The organism is Lawsonibacter sp. JLR.KK007 (genome assembly GCF_036941135.1).
Classification (GTDB): Bacteria; Bacillota; Clostridia; order Oscillospirales; family Oscillospiraceae; genus Lawsonibacter.
Window position 1 is genome coordinate 146,539 of the sequence record NZ_JAYWSY010000002.1, and the last position, 21,933, is coordinate 168,471.

A 21,933-nucleotide genomic window follows, 5' to 3' on the forward strand; every position below is an offset into this window, starting at 1 on the left:
TGCACCTCCAGAAAATAGTAAAAGCGGGGTGTCGCCACCCCGCTTGCCCGTGTGTTGTCATCTGGCCTGGTATCGCTCCAACAGCTCCGCCGTTTCTCCGTCCGGCAGGATGTCCTCCAGCTTGCAGTTGAGGGCAAGGCAGATTTTGAGGAGTGTGGCCAGCTTTGCACCGCACAGGTCACGGCCTCCCTGCTCATAGGTCTGGAGCACCCGGCCATTGATACCGGCGGCGGTGGCCAGCTCAGATTGTGAAAAATCATGCACCAAGCGTGTGCTTTGAAGTCTGCTTTTTGTTTGGCCCATTGGACAGCACCTCCTTTGTTTTCCCTACTATACAACAAAAGTTGTATATTGTCAAGATAGAAAAAAGCCCGTGCAAAAAGAAATTTTTGCCGGGCAATTTTCAATCCTTTGTGGCCCTCAGCCGGTCCGCAAGCATGGCCAGCGTTGCCACGTCCTTTTCGTCAAGGCCAGACACGTTAATGCTGGCCAGGGGCTCCAGGCCCAGGAGGTAGTCCGTAGACACGGAAAAGGTCTTTGCCAGCTCCACGATGCTGGCCGGGGACGGGACGGAAAGCCCCTGCTCCCAGGAGTTCACGCCGTTGCGGGTGATGCCCATACGGCGGGCAAGCTCCGCTTGCGCCCAGCCCCTTGCCTCTCTTAACGCCTTTATTTTCTCCGCAATCATCCGCAGCGCCCCCTCTCGAAATAATTATACTTTGCATGGCCGTCAAGTCATTATCAAATAGGCTCTACTGCTTGACAGCACGGCGGAGGCCAGATATAATGGGGTTTGAAAAGGTCAAGAAGAACAAGAAAGAGAGGGCGAAAAGGTGAAAAAGCTGACATCCATTTTTCGTGTGTTTCTTGGCGTGTTTTGTGTTCTTATGGCCCTGGGCAGTGTTATTGCCGCCACTCAGGAGCGGCAGCCAGCGATGCTTATTTTAGCTGCTGTTTTTGGTGGGCTGGCCGTTCTGTTGTTACGGAGAAAAAAGGTAGAGGTCAAGCCTCCGCAAATGTCTTTGGATGTGATTGAGCCACCCCAGCCCGTGGACGCTTATGTCAGCACAGGCAGCGTTATGTATCGGACAGATGGCAAGCCCATTGAGGACAGGGAGGTGCCACACCTCATTGAGATGGGTTTTCGTGAATTGCAGGAGCGCCCCGTTGGAGCTCCGCCGGATGCCACAGAGGATGAGCTTAAATTTTTTAAGGCTTTGGATGCCGCACTCTTTGTTTCAGGCAAACCAAAAGATTATAAAGTCACCCGGATGTCAAACGGAGCTATTTCTGTAAGTAGCGGCAGGGCATACCTTGGAAAAATAAAGCTCAGGGGCCGGAGTACATGGATGCAGTATATAAAGCGAAGCGGAAACGCTGAGAGTGTCAGCGGGCTCACACTGGAGGAGTATATTGCACTTATTCCTCGGTGGGTAAAGACAGCATAAACACAAAAAGCCGGAGAGGCCAGCAGGCCCCTCCGGCTTTTTTCCATTGGAAAAAACAGCCCCACCCAGGGCGGCGGGGTATCTTACCCCTCCCGGCCTTGACGGCCCTTGTGGGGGCCTTTACGGGCCGCACAGGGGCATTTCCCGCCGGGGGATTTACTCCTTTTTCTTTTCAAGCTGTAAAATGACCTCCCGCAGCTTGTCAAAGCCAAACATTGCGGCGTAGGCCACCATAAAGCCCACCACAGCGGCGGCCACCACCATGTACCATACCACGGCCAGGCCCTTGACCTGGCACCAGGCGAAGAACGCTGCCAGGGTCAGGCCCATGGCCACGATGACGGCCAGGATGTTGGTGGGGAGCCGGTCCCAGGTGAGCTTTTTGAGGACCTGGACGATGATGTTAGTGAGCACCACCAGGACGCCCACGATGCTGAGAATGACGGACCAGTCGAAAATGCTTTCCATAACTTTTTACCTCCCGGTTATTTTACCCCACAAGGGTGAGGTCCTTGATGTTGACGGCGGCGGTGACCGCCTTGCCCTGGCCGATGACGGCCCGGTCCCCGGACAGCTCCAGCACCGTGTAGGTGTTGGCGTAGACGAAAGAGGCCAGGCCCCCGCCGGTGTAGGTCTTGGCTCCGGCCTTGACCTTGACAGTGGAGCCCTTGGCGATGGCGGCGGAGGCCTCCACGGCGATGTCAGCGGCGTCCACCCAGCCGTAGACGGTGGAGCCACCGCCCTTGACGGCGATGAGATGATAGGGGTGCTTGCCATTAAAGGCCTGAGTGACCTCGGCCTTGCCGGGCTTGCAGGGGGAGCTCTTGGTGGCGTTGGCGCTGTAATAATGAGCGGAGCCGGTAAACTCCACGATGTCACCCACCTTGGGGCCGTTGGCCGGGGGCTTGACGGTTCCAGGAGTGCCGGTAGAGGCCACCGGGGGCTTGACAGCGGAGCCGTACCCGTTAAACTTCCGGGCATCAATCCACCAATAATAAGACACCTGGCTCTTAAAGGTCTTGAGGTCCCCGTTGAGGCGGGCATCTTTCGTGCTGGCGGGGTCATTGATGCGGACCTTGCCGTCCTCCCACCAAAGGACCACGAAGTGGCCCCCGGTAGTCCACAGGCCCGGACCCATAAGGGCAATAAAATAATAGCCCTGTTTGAGCATTTCAAAGACCTTTTTGTGATTGGCGTGGTCAGGCTTGCCATAGGTCTTGGTCCAGTTCAGCATATCACAGTCAATGCCAAACTCCGCAAACTGGGGCTTGAAATAACCGTAATAGGTGCCGTTGCCCAGGGCCTTGTAACCGTGGGCCATGCTCCAGTTGCAGGCGTCCTCTGGGGTGTACTTCTTGCCGGTCATGGTTTCGATAATCATGGCCGCCGCCGTAGGACCACAGCCGGAGCCGCCGATGGTGGCACTTTCGCCCTTGACCCGGTAGGGCTTGGATTTCCAGCGGGGGTCAGTCTGGAGGTAGGAAACGGGTTTCTTGTTCATGACGTGATTTCCTCCTTTAGTCTTTCAGCACGATTTCAGCCGCACGGAGGGCGATGTCCGCCCCATACTTGTCCGCAAAGCGGTTGAGAAAGCGCTGGGCATATTTAGCCCGGTTTTCGTTCTTGGACTTCCACAGGTAAAAGCCGCCCCAGGTTCCGTCTGTCACCAGGGAGGTGCCCGCAAGGACGGCAATGGCGGTAACATCCCACCCCCGGAGGGTCCCGGCCACGGTGATGGCGCACAGGACCACGGAGATGAAGATGTGTAGCACCAGCATTTTCTTGGAAAACTCCATCCAATGCCGCCCTCCTCAGTAAAGCGCCTGGACGCTTTGCTCCGTCAAAAATTCCTTGTGTTCATGCTTGACCTTGCGGGCATATTCCAGGGCGGCGTGCATATCACCGTTACAGTGTGCGTCCGGGATGCGCTGGACGGCCTCCGCCGTAGCCTCCCCCAGAGCGATGGCGGCCCCCACCCCTTTGATGATAAGCACCTCATTTTTCTCACGGGCACGCTCCCGCTCCTCCTGGGCTTTGTCCCGCTTTGTGATGCGCTGCTGGAGCAGCCAAAAACAAAAGGCAGTAATGGCGGTGGGGAGGCCCAGCAGCGTGACCAGGCCCCCGACAGAAAGCTCAATGACCATGATGTCCCCCTCCTTATTCGGTGACCTCATCCCAGCCATAGACGCCGGGCTCCCAGACGTTTCCGTCCACGGTAGAGGTCCAATGCTTGCCTTTGTGGCTCACCTGGGCCCCGGCGCTGTATGCGTCATGGGCCCCCAGGGGCTGGCTCCAGGCGGGCCACTTCTCCGCCGGGTCAGAGGTCACCGCCCAGAGGGATGCGGCCTTGTCCGGCTCCCACCCCTCCTGGGATTTGTGAGCCTGGACACAGCGGTAAAGGGTGCCGCCGTACTGGCGGAGGTTGCCCACGGTGTAGTTGACGCTGGGCACCCACTCCGCAAAGAGGGTGGACTGTTCGGCGGCGGTCACGGCGTCAATCTGGCCATTTTCCGCCAGCACCACAAAGGCGATGGCGGCGGCGTCCTCCCGCTGCTTGGCATAGAGCTTGGCCTCATTGATGGCCTTGAGGCTGTTTTTTGTGTACTGCACTCCCATTACTCAAAAGCACCTCCGATGCTGGAAATATAGCCGCCGGTGTCACTGGCCCCCCGGCTCACGTCCAGCTTGAAGTTGAACGCAAAGCCGTTGGCGGCGGTCTTGTTCTCAAAGACGTGGTTGGCCCCGCTCTTGATGCCCGCCGTGGCGTCCTCCCACACGGGGGCGGCGTCCTTGGCGTTGTTGGTGACCAGGACCCGGAGCACAGCGTCAACGGGCAGAGCGCCCACAATGTTGAGGACCATGACGGTGATGGCGTCATCGGCCTCCAGAGGCTCCGCCAGGGTGATGCTGGCGCTGGTGACCTTTTTGGTAAAGGTCACGGTGTAGGGGTCGCTGTCCGCCTTGCCGTCATTGGCCACCACCTTGAGGGTGTGGTCCCCGTTGAGCACTTTCTGGAAATTGGCGGCGGTGACGGCTTGGAACGTGTTGGACTGGCCCAGGGTGGCCGTATAGGTCCGCATGAGCACGTTGTCCATGTACTCCTTGACGGTCACCGTGTCCCCGTCTGCATCCGTCACGGTATAGGTGAGGTCAAAGCCCACATTTTTGGTGCCCAGGTTGGTGCCGGAGGCCGTGTCACTGGTGATGACGGGATAGGCGTTATTGTCCACCGTGCGGGTATCGCTGGTGGCATAGGAGCTGGTGGCGTTCAAGGTGTCATAGGCCCGGACACGATAGGCCACCGTATTCCACCCGGCGGTGATGGTGTCCGTAAAGGTCAGGGCAGAGCCCTTGTAGACCTGGGCCCAGGCACCGCCGTTGACGTTCCGCTCCAGCTCATAGCCGCTGAGGTTGTCATCGCTGTCCGTGGCACGGGTCCAGGAGACAGGCAGAGTGCTCCCACCCCGGACGGCGGCGGGCACCGTGATGGAGCCGGGGGCAGAGGGGGCCCGGTTGTTGACCACCGTGATGTTGCTGCCGGTTTTCCAGCCGGAGTTAAGGCCCTCTGTGTCATAGGCCCGGACCCGGTACATGACGGAGGTGGTGCCAAAGGCCACGTTGTTGGTGGTGCTCCGGGCGCTGCCCTGGTAGATTTGGGACCAGGAGGTGCCGCCGTTGGTGCTCCGCTCCACGACATAGCCCGCAAGGTTGCCCTCAGCGTCCGTGGACGCTCCCCAGCTCACGGTGATGTCCGTGCCGCCGTTGATGCTGGTGGGGTAGCTGATACTGGAGGGGGTGCCGGGAGCGGTGTTGACGGACACAGAGCCGTCATCGCTGACATAGAGGGAGGAGGGGAGAGTGAAAGTGGGGCGGGACCCGTAGGTGTGGGAGCAGTAGTTGTTGCCGAGGCTGCCATCGGAGTTCAAGAGCCAGGCGACGTTGGTGCTGTTCGTGAGCGGGGAACGGGTCCACTGAGGATATGCGGAGCCATTCAGCTTTGCGATTTTCAGCAGATTGAGGACCGTGCTGGACAGCGCCGTGCCCTCAGCGTTCATGTAGGTGTGGGACTGGCCCAGCTCCGTGGCGGACAGCAGGAACACGGACCGCTGCAAGGTGGTCTTGCTGTTGTTCCCGTTGCCGGGAGTGTAGTAGATTTTGGTGGTGCCCATCGCCGTGCGGATGTTGGCGTCCAGCAGGTTCTTGTAGGTGCCGTTGAGCCAGGTGTCAATGGCGCTGCTGGCGTAGGCGTTGATGTTGGAGCTGTGCCACTGGCGCTGGTCATAATAGTCCTTGCGGACCACCAGCACCCGCCCGGCTCCGTTCAGCCCGCTTTCATAGTTCTGCTTGGCAATGTAAAACTCCACCAGCACGCCGTTTTCCTTGAGCTTGATGATGGAGCCCTCTGCCTTGCTGCCAAGGGTGACAGTTGCCATTAGATGACCTCCTTTAGAATGTTTTGCACACGGTCCCGCACTTGCTGGCGCAGGAGCCAGGTGTTGCCGTGAGCGGCGTGGGCATCCCACGCCTGCCAAGATTGCAGGATTTCCTCACGGGTGACCTGCCCCGTGGGGTAGTCCCGCTCCCACCGGCGGAGCTTGGACCGCATCCGCTTGACGCTGCTGTGCCGCAGCTTGCGGATGACCTTGCCGCTGTCCGTGAGGTAGGTGTGAAAGCCCAAAAAGTCAATCCCGTTGCGCAAGGGGAAAATCTGGGTTTTCTCATTGAGCTCCAGCCCCAGGCTGGCCATGTAGGCCTTGATTTCCCGGAGGCAAAATTGCAAATATTCCTTGTCCGGGTGGATGAGGAAAAAGTCATCCATATACCGGCCATACCAGCGGATGTGGAGCCGTTCTTTGACGAAGTGGTCAAAATCGTCCAGGAATAGCAGGGCAAAGAGCTGGCTGGTCTGATAGCCCAGGGGCAAGCCGTCTGAGCAGTCGATGTAAGTACAGAGCAGGTCATAAACAACAGGCTCAAGGTCCAGCTTTTGCAGCTTTTCCTTGAGCCTGTCATGGTCTATACTTGCAAAGAATTTGCGCACATCACACTTGAGGACCCAGCCCTCCGCCGTGCGGTATTTGTTCCAGTATTCCGTGAAAAAGCCCTTGAGGCGGTCCAGGCCGAAGTGGAGGCCCTTGCCCTTTTGGGATGCGTAGTTATCCAGGATAAAGCTGTGCGTGATGCGGTCATAGAGCAGATTGTCCACTATGGCGTGCTGGACCACTTTGTCCACAAACGCCGGGGCCTGCACCAGCCTTTTCTTGGGCTCGAAAACGTAGAACACACGGAAACGGCCCGGCCTATATATTTTCGTGCGGAGGATATAGACCAGGTTGATGATGCGCTCCAGCAGGTGGGCCTCGTAGTGGGCCGTGGCAGCTCTGGAGCGCTTGCCCCTCCGGGCGGCAAGATATGCGGCGTAGAGCACCGCAAAGGTGCAAATATCGGAAAATCTCAAGCGGGTGGCCTCCTGTCTTTGTACGGCTGGCCATCCTCTCATCATGCGCCGTTTAGGTGCCGGGTGACAGGACCAGCAGCCCCCTCCCGTTCAATGCCGGGCGGGCGGCATCGGCGCAATGTGTTTGCCTTGAAAAACTCAAGGCTGGATGTGACCTCCTTTGATGTGATGGATGGCGCTGTTTTCGGCTTTGGGCCTACTCAGTCCGGCCTTGACCATCAGAGCGGGGCGGGACCCGTTGGTGTTGGAGCAGTTGTTGTTGTTGAGGTTGCCATCGGAGTTCAAGTTCCAGGCGTTGTTGGTGTTGTTCGTGTTCGGGGAAAACGCAAAATATAGGTCACACCCAAATATAACAGCCTTTGGCTGGTATATCCGCTTTAGGGGCTCCGCTGCATGGCCTCCGCAATCTGCTGGGCCATTTGCGCCATCTGGGCAAGCTCCTGGGCCGCCTTGGCCTCCCGAAGTGCGGCGGCACGGGTGCCGTCATTCCTCCGCCAGTTAAAGGCCTTTTGCTTGACCGGGCGGACCATCTCCGCCCAGTAGTGGCATTGGTCCCCGGAAATGTACCCTTTCTTAAAGCTGAGGTTGATATACTGGAGCATGGTGTCACACTTGACCACCACAACGTCCAGGTCCCGCAGCCGCTCCTCATACTCCGTTTCAAAGAAACGGCCATCGGCGGAGATGCACTTTTCCAGGATGTCAGCGGCACAGTCCTCCAGCCGGGCGCACAGGTGGAACGTCTGGGATTTGGGGAAATGGGGCTTGCCGTCATCCTTGACCTTTTCGTAAAGCACCCGCTCCACAAGCTGGCAGTTTTCCATGACGTAGCCCTTGACCTGCCGGTATTCGGCCTCCTTGGCCTTGACCCGCTGGATGGTGTACTCCAGCAGGTCAAGGGCCAGAGGGATGATGTCATAATTGGGCATGGCTAAAACTCCACCCGCTGGTAGGTTTCATTCCACACGCCAGTCACCACCAGCCCGGTGAGGGCGGCAAAGGTCACGGTGAAAGAGTTGCCGGTGATGTTGGTGCCGTATTTCAGCTCCAGGACAGCCAGGCGGGCGTCAATGCCTCCCACCGTGTTCTGGAGTTCCGGGTGCACATCGGCAGCGTTGTCATGGGTTTCCACGGCGTCCGTGATGGCCTGCCGGATGTCCTCATGGGCGGCGGGGTCCGTGTTGTGCTCAGAAATAGCCCGCTCCAGGTCCTCCCGGCTCACCACGTCCAGGGCGGGGATGATGGTAAACTCCAGCACGGAGGCGTCCGCCACAACAATGTGCATGACCATGGTGAGCCGCCCGTCCACGCCGGTGGAGATGGCCACCTTTTCCGTGTCCGGGGTGTTGCAAATGGCGATGAGCTCACCGTCCTCACTGAAAAGCCCCATCTCACGGCAGACAAAATTGCCCACGCTGTCATCAATGACGATTTTGACATCCAGCATATTGGGCACGGCGGGATTTTGCACGGCAGACACGATGGGGCCCCGCCACAGCTCTGCCACCAGCTCCGTTTGGTCCACCGTGGGCACATAGTAGCCCCCACCACCGTCACCGGCGGCGGCCTGGGTGATTTTCAGCTTGGTGCCCGCCAGAACGCAGGCAGTGATGCGGGCGGCCCCCACGGCGGTGATTTTCGTGCCGTATCGTTTCTCAATATCAGGCATTTTTATTGCTCCTCCTTGTATGGGTAGATTTCAACGGTGGCGTGATACTCCAGCGGCCCGGCCATGCTGACACCGCCAGCGCTTTCCAGCTCATTGACCAGCATGGGCCACACGTCCATGTAGACGGACCGCTCCGTCATGGCCCCCATCTGCACGATGCCATCCGATTGCACAAAGGACACCATGAGCATCCACATATTAGAGGGACGGACCGCCAGCAGCAGGTCCATGATTTGCTCCGCAATGAGGGCGGCGTCCGGCAGGATGGTATAGTCAAGCTGGATGTGGATGGAGTAGTCCACGATGGCCACCTCATAGCCCTGGGGCCCGCACAGGCCTTGGAGCCAGTTCTTGAGCCAGGGGACCGTATAGGGCAGCTCCCGGTTCCACAGGGCTTTGACACGGGCCTTGCGGACCGCCAGCGTGTCCGTGTCCTTGGGGTGGATTTTTAGCTCCTGCTCCCACACGGACACCCCCCGCTCATCGGCGTCATCCAGGAATTGATTGGCCATCACCCGGTCAAGGCCGTCCCATGCAAGGGAGATTTCCGGCTCGTTGGCATCGTTGATGGCCTTAAATTCCGTAACATCCCGCAGCACCGGGGGCAGGTAGTTGATGAGCTTTCTATCCACTCACAGCCCCCCTCACCGGGATGCTGTCCGGGCCCAGCACCAGGTTTTCCTCTTTCCCGTTGATTTTCGTGCCGCCAATGTCCGTGACCATCGTGGGGCAGGCGGACAAAATACGGCTCTCAATCTGGGAAATGCGCACGGTCAAAAAATCGGAGCTGGACCATTGCCCGGTCAGCTCCGAAAAATAGGCGTCCAGAGCGCCCGTCACATAGCTCTGCACCGCCTCCCAGCTCCAGCCGGGGGCAAAGGTCAGGTTGAGGGTGACGTTGACGGGCTCCGGGGTCACGCCGGTCACATGGACCACATGGCCGATGGGGGCAAGCCCCAGGCCCTCCCCGGCGTTTTCCGTGGGGTCCACCGCCGTCTGCACCTCATCAATGAGGGTGTCGGTGGGGACGGTGTTGTTGGCGGCCAGCAGGACCAGCTTGACGGTGCCTCCAACGGTCAGCAGCTTGTCCTTGGCCGCTGTATATACGGCGGTCAGCCAGGCCGCCACAGCGGGCTCCAGGGCCCCCACAGAGGCCTCCAGCCAGGCTGTGACCTCATCGCCGGGGATGAGGGTGCTGGGCCTCAGCCCCTCATTCCAGACGGGGTGGACCTTGAGGGCGGCCACGCCGGGCATGGCAAGCACCTTTTCCTTGTAGTCCGCCTGGTTGCCGCCAAAGGCCTGGGATTGAAAGCTGTCCAGCACCCTTTGGCGGAAAGCCTCTGTTTCCTCATCGTCCTCACCGGGCACCAGCAGCTCCACCAGCTCCGCACGGGTCAGCCCGTTCACATACTCCACGGGGATGAGATGCCCGGTGTAGCCGTTGCCCAGGGCTCCGGCCTTTTCGCAGGTCACCTCATGGCTCACGGCGTCCTCTGTGTCAGCCTCCTCCATGCGGGCGGTCACCACAAAGTTGATGTCCTCGCAGGAGAAACGGGTGCCCAGCGGCACCTCAATGTTACACTCCGCCCGGAACACGGCGGGGCTGGCGGGCTTGGGGGCCATGTTGCGGTCAGAGGCCCGCTTGATGAGGTATTCCCTGGGGGCGGTCAGCAGGTAGGTGGCCTTAAAAACGAAGTCAAGCCCTATAAAGAGCTGGGCCAGCTCCGCCATGGAGGGAGCCACGCCGTTGAACACCATGGAGCCCTCCCGTTTGTCAATGTCATTGGACACACGGGAAAGAGCGCTTTTGACCAGCACCTCATAGGTGTTGTATTCAAACATCTACACCTCAACCTCCTTTGAAAAGTCTATCTCACCATAGATGGTGTAGACGGTGAAGTTGGCCAGGACCGTTTTTCTGCCCGTTTCAAAGCTCCAGTTGCCCACGCCGGTGATGCGGTCATCCTGCTCCAGCGCCTCCGTGATGCGGCGTTTCATCTCGCTCATGGCATAGTCCTTGGGCTTGCCTATGAGGTCCGAAAATTCGGAGCCGTAATTGCGGGAATAGATAGGGTAGGCGTAGCGCTCCGAATTCAAAATGAGATAGATGGCCTGATAAAGCGCATCCCGCTTGTCCGTCATGCCGCTCACCCGCTGCCGGTCAATGTCCAGCTTGTGGGTATATCCGGGCTGTTCGCCCATGACAAAGGTGATGAGGTCCAGGTCATCCCCCGTGGTGGGTAAAGTTGCCATTATTCTCTCGCCTCCCATCTGTCCAAAACAATGTATTTTTGCCCGCCGTCACAGCGCAGCAGGATGACCTTTTCCCCTACCTTGAGGGCGTTGTGCACTCGCCACTTTTTCCGGCCCTGGTATCGGTGCTTGTGGGCCGCAAAGGCCGGATAGCCGGAGCCGCCGCTTTCGTCCTCCGTGTAGTGCGGCCCCAGGCTTTTGCCCGTGCCCTCAATGGTGGACATCTCCACATTGAAGTCCCGCACGTTGTCGGTGAGGATGAGTTGGGGGTCGGTCAGGGTCTTTTTTTGGTCCACCTGGATTTTGAGCGGGGAGGCGGAGGTCACGGTGCCATAGCACACGGCCACAGGAGCCTCCGCCCGCACGGCCTCCACGGCGGCCTGCTTGACCGCCTTGACCAGCTCATTGATGTCAAGCGACAAATGTACCACCCCTCATTTTCAAGTCCATAAGGTGCACGCTCTCCTTGAAAGTGTGCTTGACCTGTTCCACCATGAGGTAGTTGGAGAGGTTGATGTCCCCCAGGCCCAGGGTCACCACCAGCAGCGTGCCCGCCCGGACCCGCACGTCCCCCAAAACGTCCTGGAGCTTGAGCGTCCGGGTCTTGGTGTTGTAGAGGTCCAGCAGGGCGTCCGCCATCGCCTTTGCGTTGGCGGTGCTGTCGATTTTTTCATAGTATTGCAGGACGCCCCACTGGTTGATGTGTGAGCCGTCCTGGGCAATGTAGATTTCCCGCTTGCCGGTGTCCTTGTTCTCATAGGACAGCTTGATTTTGTCATAGGTCTGGGAGGCAATGGAGCTTTTATAATCATAATCACCGGCGGTTTCATCGTCAATGACCATGCCCAGTTTCATACTCCCCAGCGCCTTGAGGGTCAGCTTTCCGGCGTCATCGAAAAGCACATACATCTTGCCGGTGGCCTTGAGGGTTTCGTCCAAGGCGTTTTGGATGATGTCAAAGAGGGTTTGGTTGTCCTCCACCCGGCTTGCAATCTTGTGGCCGGTGCCCTCCAAACTTCCAAGGTTGAGCTGGAAGTCATCCGCCACCATCTGGATGACCTCCGTGGCGGTTTTATCGGTGTAGACGTATGTGTCCTTATTCTTGAGGTAATAGAGCTGGTCATAGGCGGTGACCTTGATGACCTTGGGGTTGCTGCCCTTGCGGGATTTCTCAAAGACAAAGCCATAGAAAATGGGGGAGCCGTCCACGGAAAAACGGCAGGGGTCCCCCTCTTGAAAGCTCAGGCCGTCCGTCTTTACTACCTCAAAGGATAGTTTTCCGGGCTGTCCCTGGCGCTCCCACTCTATGGTCACGTCCTCCACCACGGCGGGAAACATCACTGTCCCATTGTGCTGGATAATCAGCTCATAGGTCATGGGATGGTGAGCACCTGCCCCGGATAGATTAAATTGGGATTGCTGATTTTGTCCGTGTTTGCGCTGGCAATCTTTGAGTATTCGGCCCCCTTGCCGTAATACTTGGCGGCGATGGCCCACAGGCTGTCACCGGCCTTGACCGTGTAGGTCTTGGCGGTGGGAGCCGTGCTGGCGTCCCGCTCTTTTTCCACCGTCACCGTGGCCGCCTGGCCGCTTTCGGCAGGCTGTTCCACAGTGGCGGTCTTGGTCCCGTAGGGCCTCCATTGCTTGAGGTTGACATCCACGGCCACGTCCAGGCCCTTGGTGGCGTCCTCCACGATGTTGTAGTCCTCCACGCTCACCCTCATGTTGGTGTCGTAGAGGGTCCGCCCATCCGGGGAGCACCGCACAAGGATGAATTGGGTGGGCTCCTTGGAGGTCTTGAGCCGTTCCAAGGTCCCCAGGTAGTAGTCCGGGGACCTGCCGGTCAGCATGGGGAAAACAAACGGCACCACAATCTCCGTGAGGCCCGGCGTGCGCAGGAAATTGATTTCACCCTCATTGAGTAGGATGAGGGTTTTGTTTTTGTTCTTGATTTTCACAGTCAGCTTGGCCGGGGTGGGCATTTGCACCCCGGCCAGATAACAGGCATAGCTCATGCGTGCACCCCCTCAGCGGCGGTGACCAGGGCCTCAGTAAAGCCGTCTGTCAGCTCCCGGATGACGCCATCCAGGTCTGCACCGCCGTCAATTTTGTTGGTCATGCCGGTCATGCCTTAAACTGACTTTTAGAGCAGAAAAGCATCGAAAATATATAATTTTATTGCGGAATTTAGCAAAAATTGAATTGTGTGTAAATGTGTGCATTACAGTGAAAACAGACAAAAGCGGGAAAACAAGGGAAAAAACAAGAGGGCGCTTATGCGCTCTCCCGCTTTAAATATCGGTTTACCGACACCCTCAAAGTGTCGGACTTGTTCCCACCGCCCAGCTTTATGGCGGCGTTTTTCCAGGTCAGGCCATCCGAATAGCGGAGGGTCAGCACCTCCCGCATGAAGTCATCCGGCACAGCGGCCAGCCAACGCTCCAGGCTGTCAAGCTGGACCACACAGCGCTGCCGTTTGTCCTCTATGATTTCCCGTACCTCTTGGACCTTTTCTGGCCAGTGTGCCGCCTCATACTCTTGCTCCAGAGCCTGGAGCCGTTTGCCATCCATTGCGATTTCAGCCCGCAGCGGGCGGAGCTGTTCAAGGTCAAACTGCGTCATGCAAATATACACTCCCTTTGGTCTGATAGCAGACGGCGTAGGCGCATCTCCGCCCGCTCCAGTACATTGGCCCCGCCGGACGCTTTCACCGTCTGGCCCTCATAATACCGGGCCTTTATGGCAAGCCGCTCCTCCGTGGGGAGCTGCTCCAGGGCATCCCTAACAGCCTTGCGGGTGTAGTCCCGTTGTATGGTGTCCTCCACCGCCTGGAGGGCCTGGGCCGCTTTAGGGTCCGGGATGAAGTCCCCGAAAGCGCCGCTGTCCTCATCGTTTTCCTTGAGCTTTGCGTCCATACTTTTGGCGTTGTTCAGCGGGTCTTTTCTTTGGCGTGCCAGCCGAAAGCCCGTAGTTTCCGAAAAGTAAGATTTTAACCTCATCGCAAAAAAGGTGATAAACTTTGCCCTCGCCGCCGGGTCATACCTCTCCACAGCATCCACAAGGGCAAAATAACCGCTGTTGTAGAGGTCGCCAAACTCCACCCCGGCAAGGGCCGCTTTATCCGACCCCATGGCATGGAGGAGCCGGTTGGCCTGGAGCGCCACAAAGCGCTCCACCTGCTCCCACAGCTCCGGGAGCTTGTCCCGCTCCCCGGCCTGTATCAACGCCACAAGCTCCTCATTTGTCATGGCCAAGCCCTCCTTTTTCCATTGGAAAAATCACGCCCTTTAGAGCGGACCTATATACTTTCATACCCCCGGCCCGTGGGAACCTGTCAGGGTGCCTTAAAATGGCGGGGACGGGCAGCTTGTCCACCCGCCCCCTCTATGGCATTACTCGAAAGCCCCGCCAATACTGTTGATGTAACCACCCTCACCGCTGGGCCCACGCTCCAGCGTTACCCGGATGTTAAATGCAAAGCCGTTGACGGCGGTTTTGTTTGTGAAAATATGGTTTACTCCGGCCTTATAATCTGCTGTGGCATCCTCCCACACGGGGGCGGCGTCCTTGGCGTTGTTGGTGACCAGGACCCGGAGCACAGCGTCAACGGGCAGAGCGCCCACAATGTTGAGGACCATGACGGTGATGGCGTCATCGGCCTCCAGAGGCTCCGCCAGGGTGATGCTGGCGCTGGTGACCTTTTTGGTAAAGGTCACGGTGTAGGGGTCGCTGTCCGCCTTGCCGTCATTGGCCACCACCTTGAGGGTGTGGTCCCCGTTGAGCACTTTCTGGAAATTGGCGGCGGTGACGGCTTGGAACGTGTTGGACTGGCCCAGGGTGGCCGTATAGGTCCGCATGAGCACGTTGTCCATGTACTCCTTGACGGTCACCGTGTCCCCGTCTGCATCCGTCACGGTATAGGTGAGGTCAAAGCCCACATTTTTGGTGCCCAGGTTGGTGCCGGAGGCCGTGTCACTGGTGATGACGGGATAGGCGTTATTGTCCACCGTGCGGGTATCGCTGGTGGCATAGGAGCTGGTGGCGTTCAAGGTGTCATAGGCCCGGACACGATAGGCCACCGTATTCCACCCGGCGGTGATGGTGTCCGTAAAGGTCAGGGCGGAGCCCTTGTAGACCTGGGACCATGCGCCGCCGTTGACGCTCCGCTCCAGCTCATAGCCGCTGAGGTTGTCATCGCTGTCCGTGGCACGGGTCCAGGAGATGGGCAGGGTGGCCCCGCCCCGGACGGCGGCGGGCACCGTGATGGAGCCGGGGGCGGAGGGGGCCCGGTTGTTGACCACCGTGACATTGCTGCCGGTTTTCCAGCCGGAGTTAAGGCCCTCTGTGTCATAGGCCTTGACCCGGAACATGACGGAGGCGGTGCCAAAGGCCACGTTGTTGGTGGTGCTCCGGGCGCTGCCCTGGTAGATTTGGGACCAGGAGGTGCCGCCGTTGGTGCTCCGCTCCACGACATAGCCCGCAAGGTTGCCCTCAGCGTCCGTGGACGCTCCCCAGCTCACGGTGATGTCCGTGCCGCCGTTGATGCTGGTGGGGTAGCTGATACTGGAGGGGGTGCCGGGAGCGGTGTTGACGGACACAGAGCCGTCATCGCTGACATAGAGGGAGGAGGGGAGAGTGAAAGTGGGGCGGGACCCGTAGGTGTTGGAGCAGCTGCTGTTGCTGAGGTTGCCATCGGAGTTCAAGTACCAGGCGTGGCTGGTGTTGAGCGTGAGCGGGGAACGGGTCCACTGAGGATATGCGGAGCCATTCAGCTTTGCGATTTTCAGCAGATTGAGGACCGTGCTGGACAGCGCCGTGCCCTCAGCGTTCATGTAGGTGTGGGACTGGCCCAGCTCCGTGGCGGACAGCAGGAACACGGACCGCTGCAAGGTGGTCTTGCTGTTGTTCCCGTTGCCGGGAGTGTAGTAGATTTTGGTGGTGCCCATCGCCGTGCGGATGTTGGCGTCCAGCAGGTTCTTGTAGGTGCCGTTGAGCCAGGTGTCAATGGCGCTGCTGGCGTAGGCGTTGATGTTGGAGCTGTGCCACTGGCGCTGGTCATAATAGTCCTTGCGGACCACCAGCACCCGCCCGGCTCCGTTCAGCCCGCTTTCATAGTTCTGCTTGGCAATGTAAAACTCCACCAGCACGCCGTTTTCCTTGAGCTTGATGATGCTGCCCTCTGCCTTGCTGCCAAGGGTGACAGTTGCCATTAGATGACCTCCTTTTTCATTTCAAACTAAGGTTTTGTTAGGTTTTGTAGGGTCACGAAAACATGAGTTTTCTTGAGTAGCCGGGCCGGGGTGGAGCATACCAGCCCCGGCCCTGTTTTGGGGAAAGCGTTATTTTTCGTTATGCGTAAAGAACCTCAAATATGAAGTTTTATAAAGTCTTTCTCATACGTGCACCCCCTCAGCGGCGATGACCAGGGCCTCAGTAAAGCCGTCTGTGAGCTCACGGATAACCCCGTCAATATCTGTGGTGCCCTCAATTTTGTTGGTCATCCCGGTGAGGTCAATCTTGACCTCTGCCGTAGTAAAGCGGTTGATAGCGTCCCGCTCCGCAATGTCCCGCAGGTATTCTAGCTCCTCACCGCTGATTTCCAGGGATTTGGCCATACTGCCGGTGTTACCCGCAATATCGGACACATCACCGCCCAAGCCGTCCATGGCAAAGCTGTCCGTGCCGGGAGGATATGCCCCGCCATACTTTTCCATGAGGTCATCCATGCTGCCGGGGGTGTAACCCATGCTGTCAAAAAATCCGCCCACCTTGTCCGCTATGCCATCGCCCCAGGCCGCTCCCGCTTGGAAAGCGTCCGCCGCCCAGTTATCGGACCAGGCGCTCCCCCATGCGTCCCCGATGCTCTCATATTCCTTGACGCTGCCATAGGCCTCGGCGGATTTGGCGGCAAACTCATCCGCCTGGGCGCTGATGCCGGAATAGTCGAACTCTACAAAGGGCAGCTTATTGAGGGCCGCACAGATACCCTCCACCACCGTCAAGGCGGTGGACAAGAGGCCATACCACCAGCCCTGCACATTGGCAATGGTGTTGTGGAAAGCTGTGCCGATATTGGAGCAAGCGGCAAAGACAACGGCCACAGCGCCGGATATGACGTTGTAAAGGAATTGTCCCGCCACGCTAAGCACGCCCATAAATGTACCGAAAACAGTGGTGCTTTTCGCCCCGAAAATGTCCAGGTATCGGATGATGCCCACCACGGCGGCAATGAGAGCAATAACGCCAATTACCACCCACGTGACGGGACAGGCCAGCAGAGCGGCGTTGAGCCCGATTTGTGCGCCCGTGGCGGTGTTTGTTGCTGCTGCCTCCGTGAGTGAGGCCCCGGCCTTTATAGCGGAGTGGGCGGCGGCCACGGTTTTCAAGCCGTTGGAAACTGCCTCCAGGGCATTGTGGACCATCTGGGCCCCGTTGACCGCCAGCAGCACAGCGCCATAGGCCCCCAGTGCCGCAACGATGCCCCAGACAATGGGCTCTATCCAGCTCCAGTTTTCGGACACGGCGGTGCCAAACGCCACAGCGCCGCCCACCAAATTGGTGAGCAGTGTGATGCCAAAGCCCAGCACCGTGGCCAGGCCCATAGCGGCGGCGTTGATTTGCGGGAGGTTGTTCTGGACGGTCTGCACAAGGTCCAGCACCGCCGGATAGATACCAGCCCCCACATTCTCCTGGATGTCCCCCAAGGCGTTGTTGAGCTGAGTGATGAGCCCCGTGGGCGTACCGCTCATGGCCTCATACATCCCGGACCAGCCCTCATCAATGACACCTTGGATGACGGCGGCGGCCTGCATATCAGAGCTCAAGTTGAGGTATTCAGCGCCCAGCGCTGCAATGATTTGTTGCTCTGTTGCGGTGCCATCAATGATGGCCTTTTGGGCCTCTGTAAACTCAAAGCCCCGGTCTTTCATGGCGTCATAGGAGCCGGACATAATCTTGCCCAGATTGGTGGCATAGTCCACCATAGCGGATGCGTCCACCGCCTGTCCGTTGGACATACCGGCGGCGTAGTTGGTGAGAGTGTCCATCATGCTGAGTATGGCCTCAGTATCGGAGAAATAGGTGGCCAGCTCCGCCGCCCCCGCAATCATCGCCTCATCCCCGAACATCCCCCGGCTTTGGATGCCTGCCGCCTTTTGGGTGATGGCGTCATAGGCGCTCATGGCGTTGGAGGTGTCCACCTGGAGCTCCAGCGGATTGCCGGTGATACCGGCGGCGAAAGCGCCATAATTGCCCTCCGCCTCAGCGGTGTTGAGGGTCAAGGTGCTCTCCAGAGCCGTGCCGGTGATGGTGTCCTCCATACCGGCGTAAACGTCCGTAGCACCCATATTGTCCAACACTGTGCGGAGCTGCACCTGGGCCCCAATTTGGGTGTCAGCGGCCTCCATGGAGCTGGTAGCAAAGCCCTTGAGGGCGGATATGCTCATGTAGGTGGCGGCAAGGGAGGCGGCCTTGCTCAACAGCCCATCCATGGCGGATGCGCCCTGATTGACGCCGTTGTTCAGTCGCTCCTCCTGTTCCGCCGCCTGCCGGAAATATTCCTCCATGGCCTTGACCTCCGCCCCGGCCTCCGCCAGCCCTGCCCGTGCCGCCTCAATGTTGGCCACGTCAAGGGCGGAGCCGGAGGCACGCTGGACCTGCTCAAAGGCGTCCAAGGTGGTATTGAGGCCGTTGACGATTTTAGACAACACCCGGCTCATGCCATCGTCCAGGGCCATTTGAGATTTGATTGTGGCCATTAACGCACACCTCTTTTCGCCTTTTCCCGCCGCTCCAGCTCCGCCTCCAGGCACAGCCCATATAAATCCTCATAGGGGGTCTTGGCTTTCTTATTTGCCAGCTTGGCCCGCTCCCGGTTGAGCCGGTGGAGCGGGAGGCGGATGACTTTCCGCACAATGCCTTTCAAAAGCTCGTAGCCGGGGAGGTCCTTGTTAAGCAGGAACACCCCGCCATCCGTAATGCGGCAAGCCTCTGTATAGGCCAGTTGGTCCGGGTCCGGGGTGTATTCAATTTCCGGGATAAAGGGGATGTATGAGAACTTGACAGCGGCCAGCTTGCCGGGGATGATGACCTCAATATTTCTGTTGAGCTCAGACATTGAAAGCCCCCCTTAACAGCTTTTTCAGCTTGTCCTCAATGATGGCCGGAGCCTGTCCCCTCAGTTGCTGCTCTGATATGGTGAGGAAGTATTTTCCCTCTTTCCAGCCGCCGCCGGGTGTGCGGTGGCCAAACTCCACATAGCTGGCATAATGGACGGGGTTGATGACCTCCACAACGTAGGTTGTGCCCTGCTTTGAGATGGGCAGGACCTCAGCGTATGCTTTCGCCTGATCTGCCGTTGGGTGGCCTTGCCCACCAGCAGCCTCACCCTCTGTCCGGGCCGTCCATCCCCGGCGCAGGGTGCCGCCCATTTTGCCGGAGCGATTGACCCGCTTGGTGTAGACATCGCCCTTTTTGTGATGCTTGCTGTCCCGCTTGGCGGTTACCTTGACCTCGGTCTTGTAGTTGCCCACAGGGGTGGCCGGTATCACCAGGGACAGCAGACGGGCGGCCAGCTCCTTGGACGTGTCCCGGCAAAACTTATCCAGGTCAGCGCTTTGGAGCTTGGCCAAGTTGTCCCGGAGCTTGATGAGCTGCCGGTATTCACAGCGCCCCCACTTCATCACAGCCACACAAAACCGGCGTCAGAATCGGCGGGGCTCACAGTGCCAATCTGGTGACGGGCCTGGTAGAGCCGCCCGTACTTAAAATCGGCGCTGTCGTAGACAAAGGCCTTGTCACTGCCCAGTGTTTCAATGAGCCCGGCCAGCTCCACGATGCGCTCCTCAGCGGCCACCTCATCATAGCTGTCCAGACCACAGCCGCCATAGACGGGGAACTCACCGATGGTACAAGTGGAACCGTGCTCTTTCTTGCGGATGAAAAGCTGTTCGGCCAGCATCTCCGCCTCCCCAAACAGGGCGGTATAGGTGTCCGCCTTATTCAGCACAGCGCCCAGCGCCGTGGGGAAAGCGGAGCGGGTCATGTACTCGTTTTCCAGGTGCATCTGCTGGAGCACAGCCCGCTCGAAAAGGTGCATCTGCTCCCAGTCGTTGAAAAAGGGCTTGAGGATGGCAAAAGCAGCCTGGTCCGTCAGGCGGTCCCCCTCCAGGGAGAGAAACGCCAAGGCGTTACTGATCTGCTGCTGGTAGTCCGCCGGTTTGGTAAAGGCCCGCACCGTCTCCGGCATGGCGGCCAGCTTGGCCTCGGAGATGTTCTTTTTCACCTCAGCATTATTGAGCTTATCCAGGTCATTGGCCTGGAGCACCATGCCGTTGATCTCATCTTGCAGGACTTTGGCGGCCATCTCCGGGCTGTGCCGTTTCAGCAGCCGGGTGACAATGGAGGGGTCCGTCACCAGCTCCGTGGTTTCCTTCAGCAGCTTCTCACTGAGGAGCCGGTGCCGCTTGATGGCGTTTTCAATGTTTTCCTTGATTTTGATTTCCATGGTTAAAATCTCCTTTTCTTGTGTCGTTTTTTAGCTAAAAGGCCCAGGCACAGCCCGCTCGGGAGCTTTACCGCCTCCGTCAGTATGGGCAGAGGAGAGCTCCAGGGGTGAGCGGGCCTTTGGTGCTTTTGGTGCTTTTGGTCAGGAGGGCCCCGGTGAAAAGAGACAAAGGCCCAGGGCCCTCCCGGCCTATCAGAAAAAAGGAGGCTCACAGGGCAATACCACCGCCCAGCGGCGGGTGACGGACGCCACCCACCTCTCTATGGGTGTGGCGGGCGGTTCCGATGCAGTATCAAGCCCTAAAACCTTTTAGAAGCTGATAGATTGAGGGCTTGCGCAAAGCCATGAGCCCCCGGTCTGCCGCTTTTCGCTCTGACTGGGACATAGACGCCCCGCTCACTCCATACCACCGGCGGCGCAGAGCGGCGGCCTGTTCTGCTTTGATGCTTGACAGAGCTGCCTCCATTGTTTCCCGCAATTCGGTGAGCCACAAATCATGCAACACATCATCCGCCGGGTCTATGCCGTCAGTGAGCGTGTCTGCTATGGTTTCCCCGTCTTCGTCATCCACGGGTAAGTCAAGGCTTACAGAACGGTCAAGGGGATTTTTAGGCCCCTTATCGGAGCCTGGGCGCACATACACAAGGTTCAGATACCGGCGGGATATGACGGTAGCCAGATAGGACTTGAAATGACATGAGCAGGTGGCGGGGTCATAGTTTTTTACAGCGTCCAGCACCGCAAAAAATCCTTCCTGGCACAGATCATCAAAATCCATACCGTAAGCTGTGCTGTGGCCGTACAAAAAGCCGTTGGCCTTTTTCTTCACAAACCCCTCTACTCTCTCCCAGAGCATGGGCAAAAGATCAGTTTCCCCGGCCTTGATGCGTGCAACGATTTCCTCCACTGTCATTTTCTGGACCCCCTCTTTTTAGCGCACAGGCCGCACCGGGCGTATATGTAGCGCATTGCCCTGTTCCATGCGCCGTTGGTGCTGAGGGTCAATGCGGCGTTCCAGGCCGTTTCATACCACGGCTTGCCGTTCAGATAGTGGTCCTCAATGATGCCCCTGGTGACAGGGTCCTCAATCTCATCCACATACCGCCGCACTCGCACCCGCTCCGCCTCCATCTGGGCCCGCTTTGCGTCCATATCGGCCTTGATAAGCGGGATGACCTCAGCAGTATGGGGCGTGATGCCGTGCAGCTTTTTGAGCGCCTCTGCCTCAAGCCGGATGTCCTCACGTAAGACATTCAGCCGCTCTAAATCTGAGCGTGTCATGTAAATCATAAAATGCTCCCTTCCGCACCCTGCCGCCCGGCGCAAAAAGAGCGCAAGGGTGCCTTGTTTAGCTGACCTGGTTTTTCTTCCGCCGCTCAGAGGTTGCAGCCTCTGGGTGGTGGTTTGGTTGGATATAAGGTTTTATTAGGTCCATCCCTCACTTTCCGGGCTGGGGTACACTGGAACAGATTTTTTGCTGTTGGTATAAGCACCCCCTTATTAGAGAGTTTTAGAGCTTTTTGATAATTTCAAAAACTCTCTAATTTTCTCTAATTGCCCTATTTCATCTAAAGCTATATAAAAAAGTGTTCCAAGTGTT

27 protein-coding genes are annotated in these 21,933 nt (G+C 58.4%); 1 reads left to right on the plus strand and 26 read right to left on the minus strand.

Annotation, left to right across the window (positions count from 1 at the left end; all coding sequences use genetic code 11):
- Window positions 1–57 precede the first annotated feature (57 nt).
- Together VV088_RS10440 and VV088_RS10445 are read right to left on the minus strand one after the other, a co-directional pair.
- The gene (locus VV088_RS10440) at window positions 58–303 is read right to left on the minus strand and encodes a helix-turn-helix transcriptional regulator (RefSeq protein WP_334600621.1); all 246 of its coding nucleotides are present in this window, start codon (window positions 301–303) and stop codon (window positions 58–60) included.
- 100 nt (window positions 304–403) lie between these two features.
- Window positions 404–688, minus strand: coding sequence for a helix-turn-helix domain-containing protein (locus VV088_RS10445; protein ID WP_334600622.1), 285 nt, complete (start codon window positions 686–688; stop codon window positions 404–406).
- Between the two features lie 145 nt (window positions 689–833).
- On the opposite strand from VV088_RS10445, the gene VV088_RS10450 reads away from it, so the two are divergent.
- Window positions 834–1,448 (plus strand): hypothetical protein, encoded by a 615-nt coding sequence (locus tag VV088_RS10450; protein ID WP_334600623.1) that lies wholly within the window; start codon window positions 834–836, stop codon window positions 1,446–1,448.
- 156 nt (window positions 1,449–1,604) lie between these two features.
- On the opposite strand, the gene VV088_RS10455 is transcribed toward VV088_RS10450, so the two are convergent.
- The 24 genes from VV088_RS10455 to VV088_RS10570 all read right to left on the minus strand — a co-directional run bounded on the left by VV088_RS10455 (window position 1,605) and on the right by VV088_RS10570 (window position 21,623).
- A complete protein-coding gene (locus tag VV088_RS10455) occupies window positions 1,605–1,916 on the minus strand; it encodes a hypothetical protein (protein ID WP_334600624.1) in 312 nt (103 codons plus the stop codon).
- 22 nt (window positions 1,917–1,938) lie between these two features.
- A complete protein-coding gene (locus VV088_RS10460; protein WP_334600626.1) occupies window positions 1,939–2,949 on the minus strand; it encodes a C39 family peptidase in 1,011 nt (336 codons plus the stop codon).
- A 16-nt stretch (window positions 2,950–2,965) separates the two neighbouring features.
- Window positions 2,966–3,244 (minus strand): hypothetical protein, encoded by a 279-nt coding sequence (locus VV088_RS10465; RefSeq protein ID WP_251319989.1) that lies wholly within the window; start codon window positions 3,242–3,244, stop codon window positions 2,966–2,968.
- 15 nt (window positions 3,245–3,259) lie between these two features.
- Window positions 3,260–3,592, minus strand: coding sequence for a serine/threonine protein kinase (locus VV088_RS10470; protein WP_251319988.1), 333 nt, complete (start codon window positions 3,590–3,592; stop codon window positions 3,260–3,262).
- Between the two features lie 13 nt (window positions 3,593–3,605).
- A complete protein-coding gene (locus VV088_RS10475) occupies window positions 3,606–4,064 on the minus strand; it encodes a carbohydrate-binding protein (protein ID WP_334600627.1) in 459 nt (152 codons plus the stop codon).
- Window positions 4,064–5,881, minus strand: coding sequence for a DUF6273 domain-containing protein (locus tag VV088_RS10480; protein ID WP_334600629.1), 1,818 nt, complete (start codon window positions 5,879–5,881; stop codon window positions 4,064–4,066). The genes VV088_RS10475 and VV088_RS10480 overlap by 1 nt, the downstream gene beginning before the upstream one ends.
- Window positions 5,881–6,906: an RNA-directed DNA polymerase gene (locus VV088_RS10485; RefSeq protein ID WP_251319916.1), complete on the minus strand. Its 1,026-nt coding sequence runs from the start codon at window positions 6,904–6,906 to the stop codon at window positions 5,881–5,883. The genes VV088_RS10480 and VV088_RS10485 overlap by 1 nt, the downstream gene beginning before the upstream one ends.
- 377 nt (window positions 6,907–7,283) lie before the next feature.
- Window positions 7,284–7,835: a hypothetical protein gene (locus VV088_RS10490; protein ID WP_160233041.1), complete on the minus strand. Its 552-nt coding sequence runs from the start codon at window positions 7,833–7,835 to the stop codon at window positions 7,284–7,286.
- Window positions 7,836–7,837: 2 nt separating this feature from the next.
- On the minus strand, window positions 7,838–8,575 hold the full coding sequence (locus tag VV088_RS10495) for a phage tail-collar fiber domain-containing protein (RefSeq protein WP_160233040.1): 738 nt from the start codon (window positions 8,573–8,575) through the stop codon (window positions 7,838–7,840).
- A gap of 2 nt (window positions 8,576–8,577) precedes the next feature.
- Window positions 8,578–9,207, minus strand: a complete 630-nt coding sequence (locus VV088_RS10500) for a putative phage tail protein (RefSeq protein ID WP_251319915.1) — start codon at window positions 9,205–9,207, stop codon at window positions 8,578–8,580.
- The gene (locus tag VV088_RS10505; protein WP_160233038.1) at window positions 9,200–10,417 is read right to left on the minus strand and encodes a baseplate J/gp47 family protein; all 1,218 of its coding nucleotides are present in this window, start codon (window positions 10,415–10,417) and stop codon (window positions 9,200–9,202) included. Before VV088_RS10505 ends, VV088_RS10500 begins: the two co-directional genes overlap by 8 nt.
- Window positions 10,418–10,828 carry a DUF2634 domain-containing protein gene (locus VV088_RS10510; protein WP_334600631.1) on the minus strand — a complete coding sequence of 137 codons (411 nt, stop codon included), beginning with the start codon at window positions 10,826–10,828 and terminating at the stop codon, window positions 10,418–10,420.
- Entirely contained in the window at window positions 10,828–11,250 is a 423-nt protein-coding gene (locus VV088_RS10515; protein ID WP_251319914.1) for a DUF2577 domain-containing protein, read from the minus strand. Before VV088_RS10515 ends, VV088_RS10510 begins: the two co-directional genes overlap by 1 nt.
- Window positions 11,240–12,205, minus strand: a complete 966-nt coding sequence (locus VV088_RS10520) for an XkdQ/YqbQ family protein (protein WP_160233036.1) — start codon at window positions 12,203–12,205, stop codon at window positions 11,240–11,242. Before VV088_RS10520 ends, VV088_RS10515 begins: the two co-directional genes overlap by 11 nt.
- Complete coding sequence (locus tag VV088_RS10525; RefSeq protein ID WP_300346348.1) at window positions 12,202–12,843, minus strand: LysM peptidoglycan-binding domain-containing protein; 642 nt, start codon at window positions 12,841–12,843, stop codon at window positions 12,202–12,204. The genes VV088_RS10520 and VV088_RS10525 overlap by 4 nt, the downstream gene beginning before the upstream one ends.
- Before the next feature lie 259 nt (window positions 12,844–13,102).
- Complete coding sequence (locus VV088_RS10530) at window positions 13,103–13,450, minus strand: hypothetical protein (RefSeq protein WP_334600633.1); 348 nt, start codon at window positions 13,448–13,450, stop codon at window positions 13,103–13,105.
- Window positions 13,447–14,076: a sigma-70 family RNA polymerase sigma factor gene (locus VV088_RS10535; protein WP_334600634.1), complete on the minus strand. Its 630-nt coding sequence runs from the start codon at window positions 14,074–14,076 to the stop codon at window positions 13,447–13,449. The genes VV088_RS10530 and VV088_RS10535 overlap by 4 nt, the downstream gene beginning before the upstream one ends.
- 144 nt (window positions 14,077–14,220) lie before the next feature.
- Complete coding sequence (locus VV088_RS10540) at window positions 14,221–16,038, minus strand: DUF6273 domain-containing protein (protein WP_334600635.1); 1,818 nt, start codon at window positions 16,036–16,038, stop codon at window positions 14,221–14,223.
- A gap of 183 nt (window positions 16,039–16,221) precedes the next feature.
- Window positions 16,222–18,585: a hypothetical protein gene (locus VV088_RS10545; protein ID WP_334600636.1), complete on the minus strand. Its 2,364-nt coding sequence runs from the start codon at window positions 18,583–18,585 to the stop codon at window positions 16,222–16,224.
- Complete coding sequence (locus VV088_RS10550) at window positions 18,585–18,944, minus strand: hypothetical protein (RefSeq protein WP_334600637.1); 360 nt, start codon at window positions 18,942–18,944, stop codon at window positions 18,585–18,587. Before VV088_RS10550 ends, VV088_RS10545 begins: the two co-directional genes overlap by 1 nt.
- Window positions 18,937–19,509: an HK97 gp10 family phage protein gene (locus VV088_RS10555; RefSeq protein ID WP_334600638.1), complete on the minus strand. Its 573-nt coding sequence runs from the start codon at window positions 19,507–19,509 to the stop codon at window positions 18,937–18,939. Before VV088_RS10555 ends, VV088_RS10550 begins: the two co-directional genes overlap by 8 nt.
- Window positions 19,509–20,333 (minus strand): hypothetical protein, encoded by an 825-nt coding sequence (locus tag VV088_RS10560; RefSeq protein ID WP_334600639.1) that lies wholly within the window; start codon window positions 20,331–20,333, stop codon window positions 19,509–19,511. Before VV088_RS10560 ends, VV088_RS10555 begins: the two co-directional genes overlap by 1 nt.
- 292 nt (window positions 20,334–20,625) lie before the next feature.
- Entirely contained in the window at window positions 20,626–21,246 is a 621-nt protein-coding gene (locus VV088_RS10565) for a sigma-70 family RNA polymerase sigma factor (RefSeq protein WP_334600640.1), read from the minus strand.
- Entirely contained in the window at window positions 21,243–21,623 is a 381-nt protein-coding gene (locus VV088_RS10570; RefSeq protein ID WP_334600641.1) for a hypothetical protein, read from the minus strand. Before VV088_RS10570 ends, VV088_RS10565 begins: the two co-directional genes overlap by 4 nt.
- Between the last annotated feature and the right edge of the window lie 310 nt (window positions 21,624–21,933).

Coding starts and splice junctions, on each gene's coding strand:
- VV088_RS10440 (WP_334600621.1), bottom strand. CDS start 303: ATGGGCCAAACAAAAAGCAGACTTCAAAGCACACGCTTGGTGCATGAT.
- VV088_RS10445 (WP_334600622.1), bottom strand. CDS start 688: ATGATTGCGGAGAAAATAAAGGCGTTAAGAGAGGCAAGGGGCTGGGCG.
- VV088_RS10455 (WP_334600624.1), bottom strand. CDS start 1,916: ATGGAAAGCATTTTCGACTGGTCCGTCATTCTCAGCATCGTGGGCGTC.
- VV088_RS10460 (WP_334600626.1), bottom strand. CDS start 2,949: ATGAACAAGAAACCCGTTTCCTACCTCCAGACTGACCCCCGCTGGAAA.
- VV088_RS10465 (WP_251319989.1), bottom strand. CDS start 3,244: ATGGAGTTTTCCAAGAAAATGCTGGTGCTACACATCTTCATCTCCGTG.
- VV088_RS10470 (WP_251319988.1), bottom strand. CDS start 3,592: ATGGTCATTGAGCTTTCTGTCGGGGGCCTGGTCACGCTGCTGGGCCTC.
- VV088_RS10475 (WP_334600627.1), bottom strand. CDS start 4,064: ATGGGAGTGCAGTACACAAAAAACAGCCTCAAGGCCATCAATGAGGCC.
- VV088_RS10480 (WP_334600629.1), bottom strand. CDS start 5,881: ATGGCAACTGTCACCCTTGGCAGCAAGGCAGAGGGCTCCATCATCAAG.
- VV088_RS10490 (WP_160233041.1), bottom strand. CDS start 7,835: ATGCCCAATTATGACATCATCCCTCTGGCCCTTGACCTGCTGGAGTAC.
- VV088_RS10495 (WP_160233040.1), bottom strand. CDS start 8,575: ATGCCTGATATTGAGAAACGATACGGCACGAAAATCACCGCCGTGGGG.
- VV088_RS10505 (WP_160233038.1), bottom strand. CDS start 10,417: ATGTTTGAATACAACACCTATGAGGTGCTGGTCAAAAGCGCTCTTTCC.
- VV088_RS10510 (WP_334600631.1), bottom strand. CDS start 10,828: ATGGCAACTTTACCCACCACGGGGGATGACCTGGACCTCATCACCTTT.
- VV088_RS10520 (WP_160233036.1), bottom strand. CDS start 12,205: ATGACCTATGAGCTGATTATCCAGCACAATGGGACAGTGATGTTTCCC.
- VV088_RS10525 (WP_300346348.1), bottom strand. CDS start 12,843: ATGAGCTATGCCTGTTATCTGGCCGGGGTGCAAATGCCCACCCCGGCC.
- VV088_RS10530 (WP_334600633.1), bottom strand. CDS start 13,450: ATGACGCAGTTTGACCTTGAACAGCTCCGCCCGCTGCGGGCTGAAATC.
- VV088_RS10535 (WP_334600634.1), bottom strand. CDS start 14,076: ATGACAAATGAGGAGCTTGTGGCGTTGATACAGGCCGGGGAGCGGGAC.
- VV088_RS10540 (WP_334600635.1), bottom strand. CDS start 16,038: ATGGCAACTGTCACCCTTGGCAGCAAGGCAGAGGGCAGCATCATCAAG.
- VV088_RS10545 (WP_334600636.1), bottom strand. CDS start 18,585: ATGGCCACAATCAAATCTCAAATGGCCCTGGACGATGGCATGAGCCGG.
- VV088_RS10550 (WP_334600637.1), bottom strand. CDS start 18,944: ATGTCTGAGCTCAACAGAAATATTGAGGTCATCATCCCCGGCAAGCTG.
- VV088_RS10555 (WP_334600638.1), bottom strand. CDS start 19,509: ATGAAGTGGGGGCGCTGTGAATACCGGCAGCTCATCAAGCTCCGGGAC.
- VV088_RS10560 (WP_334600639.1), bottom strand. CDS start 20,333: ATGGAAATCAAAATCAAGGAAAACATTGAAAACGCCATCAAGCGGCAC.
- VV088_RS10565 (WP_334600640.1), bottom strand. CDS start 21,246: ATGACAGTGGAGGAAATCGTTGCACGCATCAAGGCCGGGGAAACTGAT.
- VV088_RS10570 (WP_334600641.1), bottom strand. CDS start 21,623: ATGATTTACATGACACGCTCAGATTTAGAGCGGCTGAATGTCTTACGT.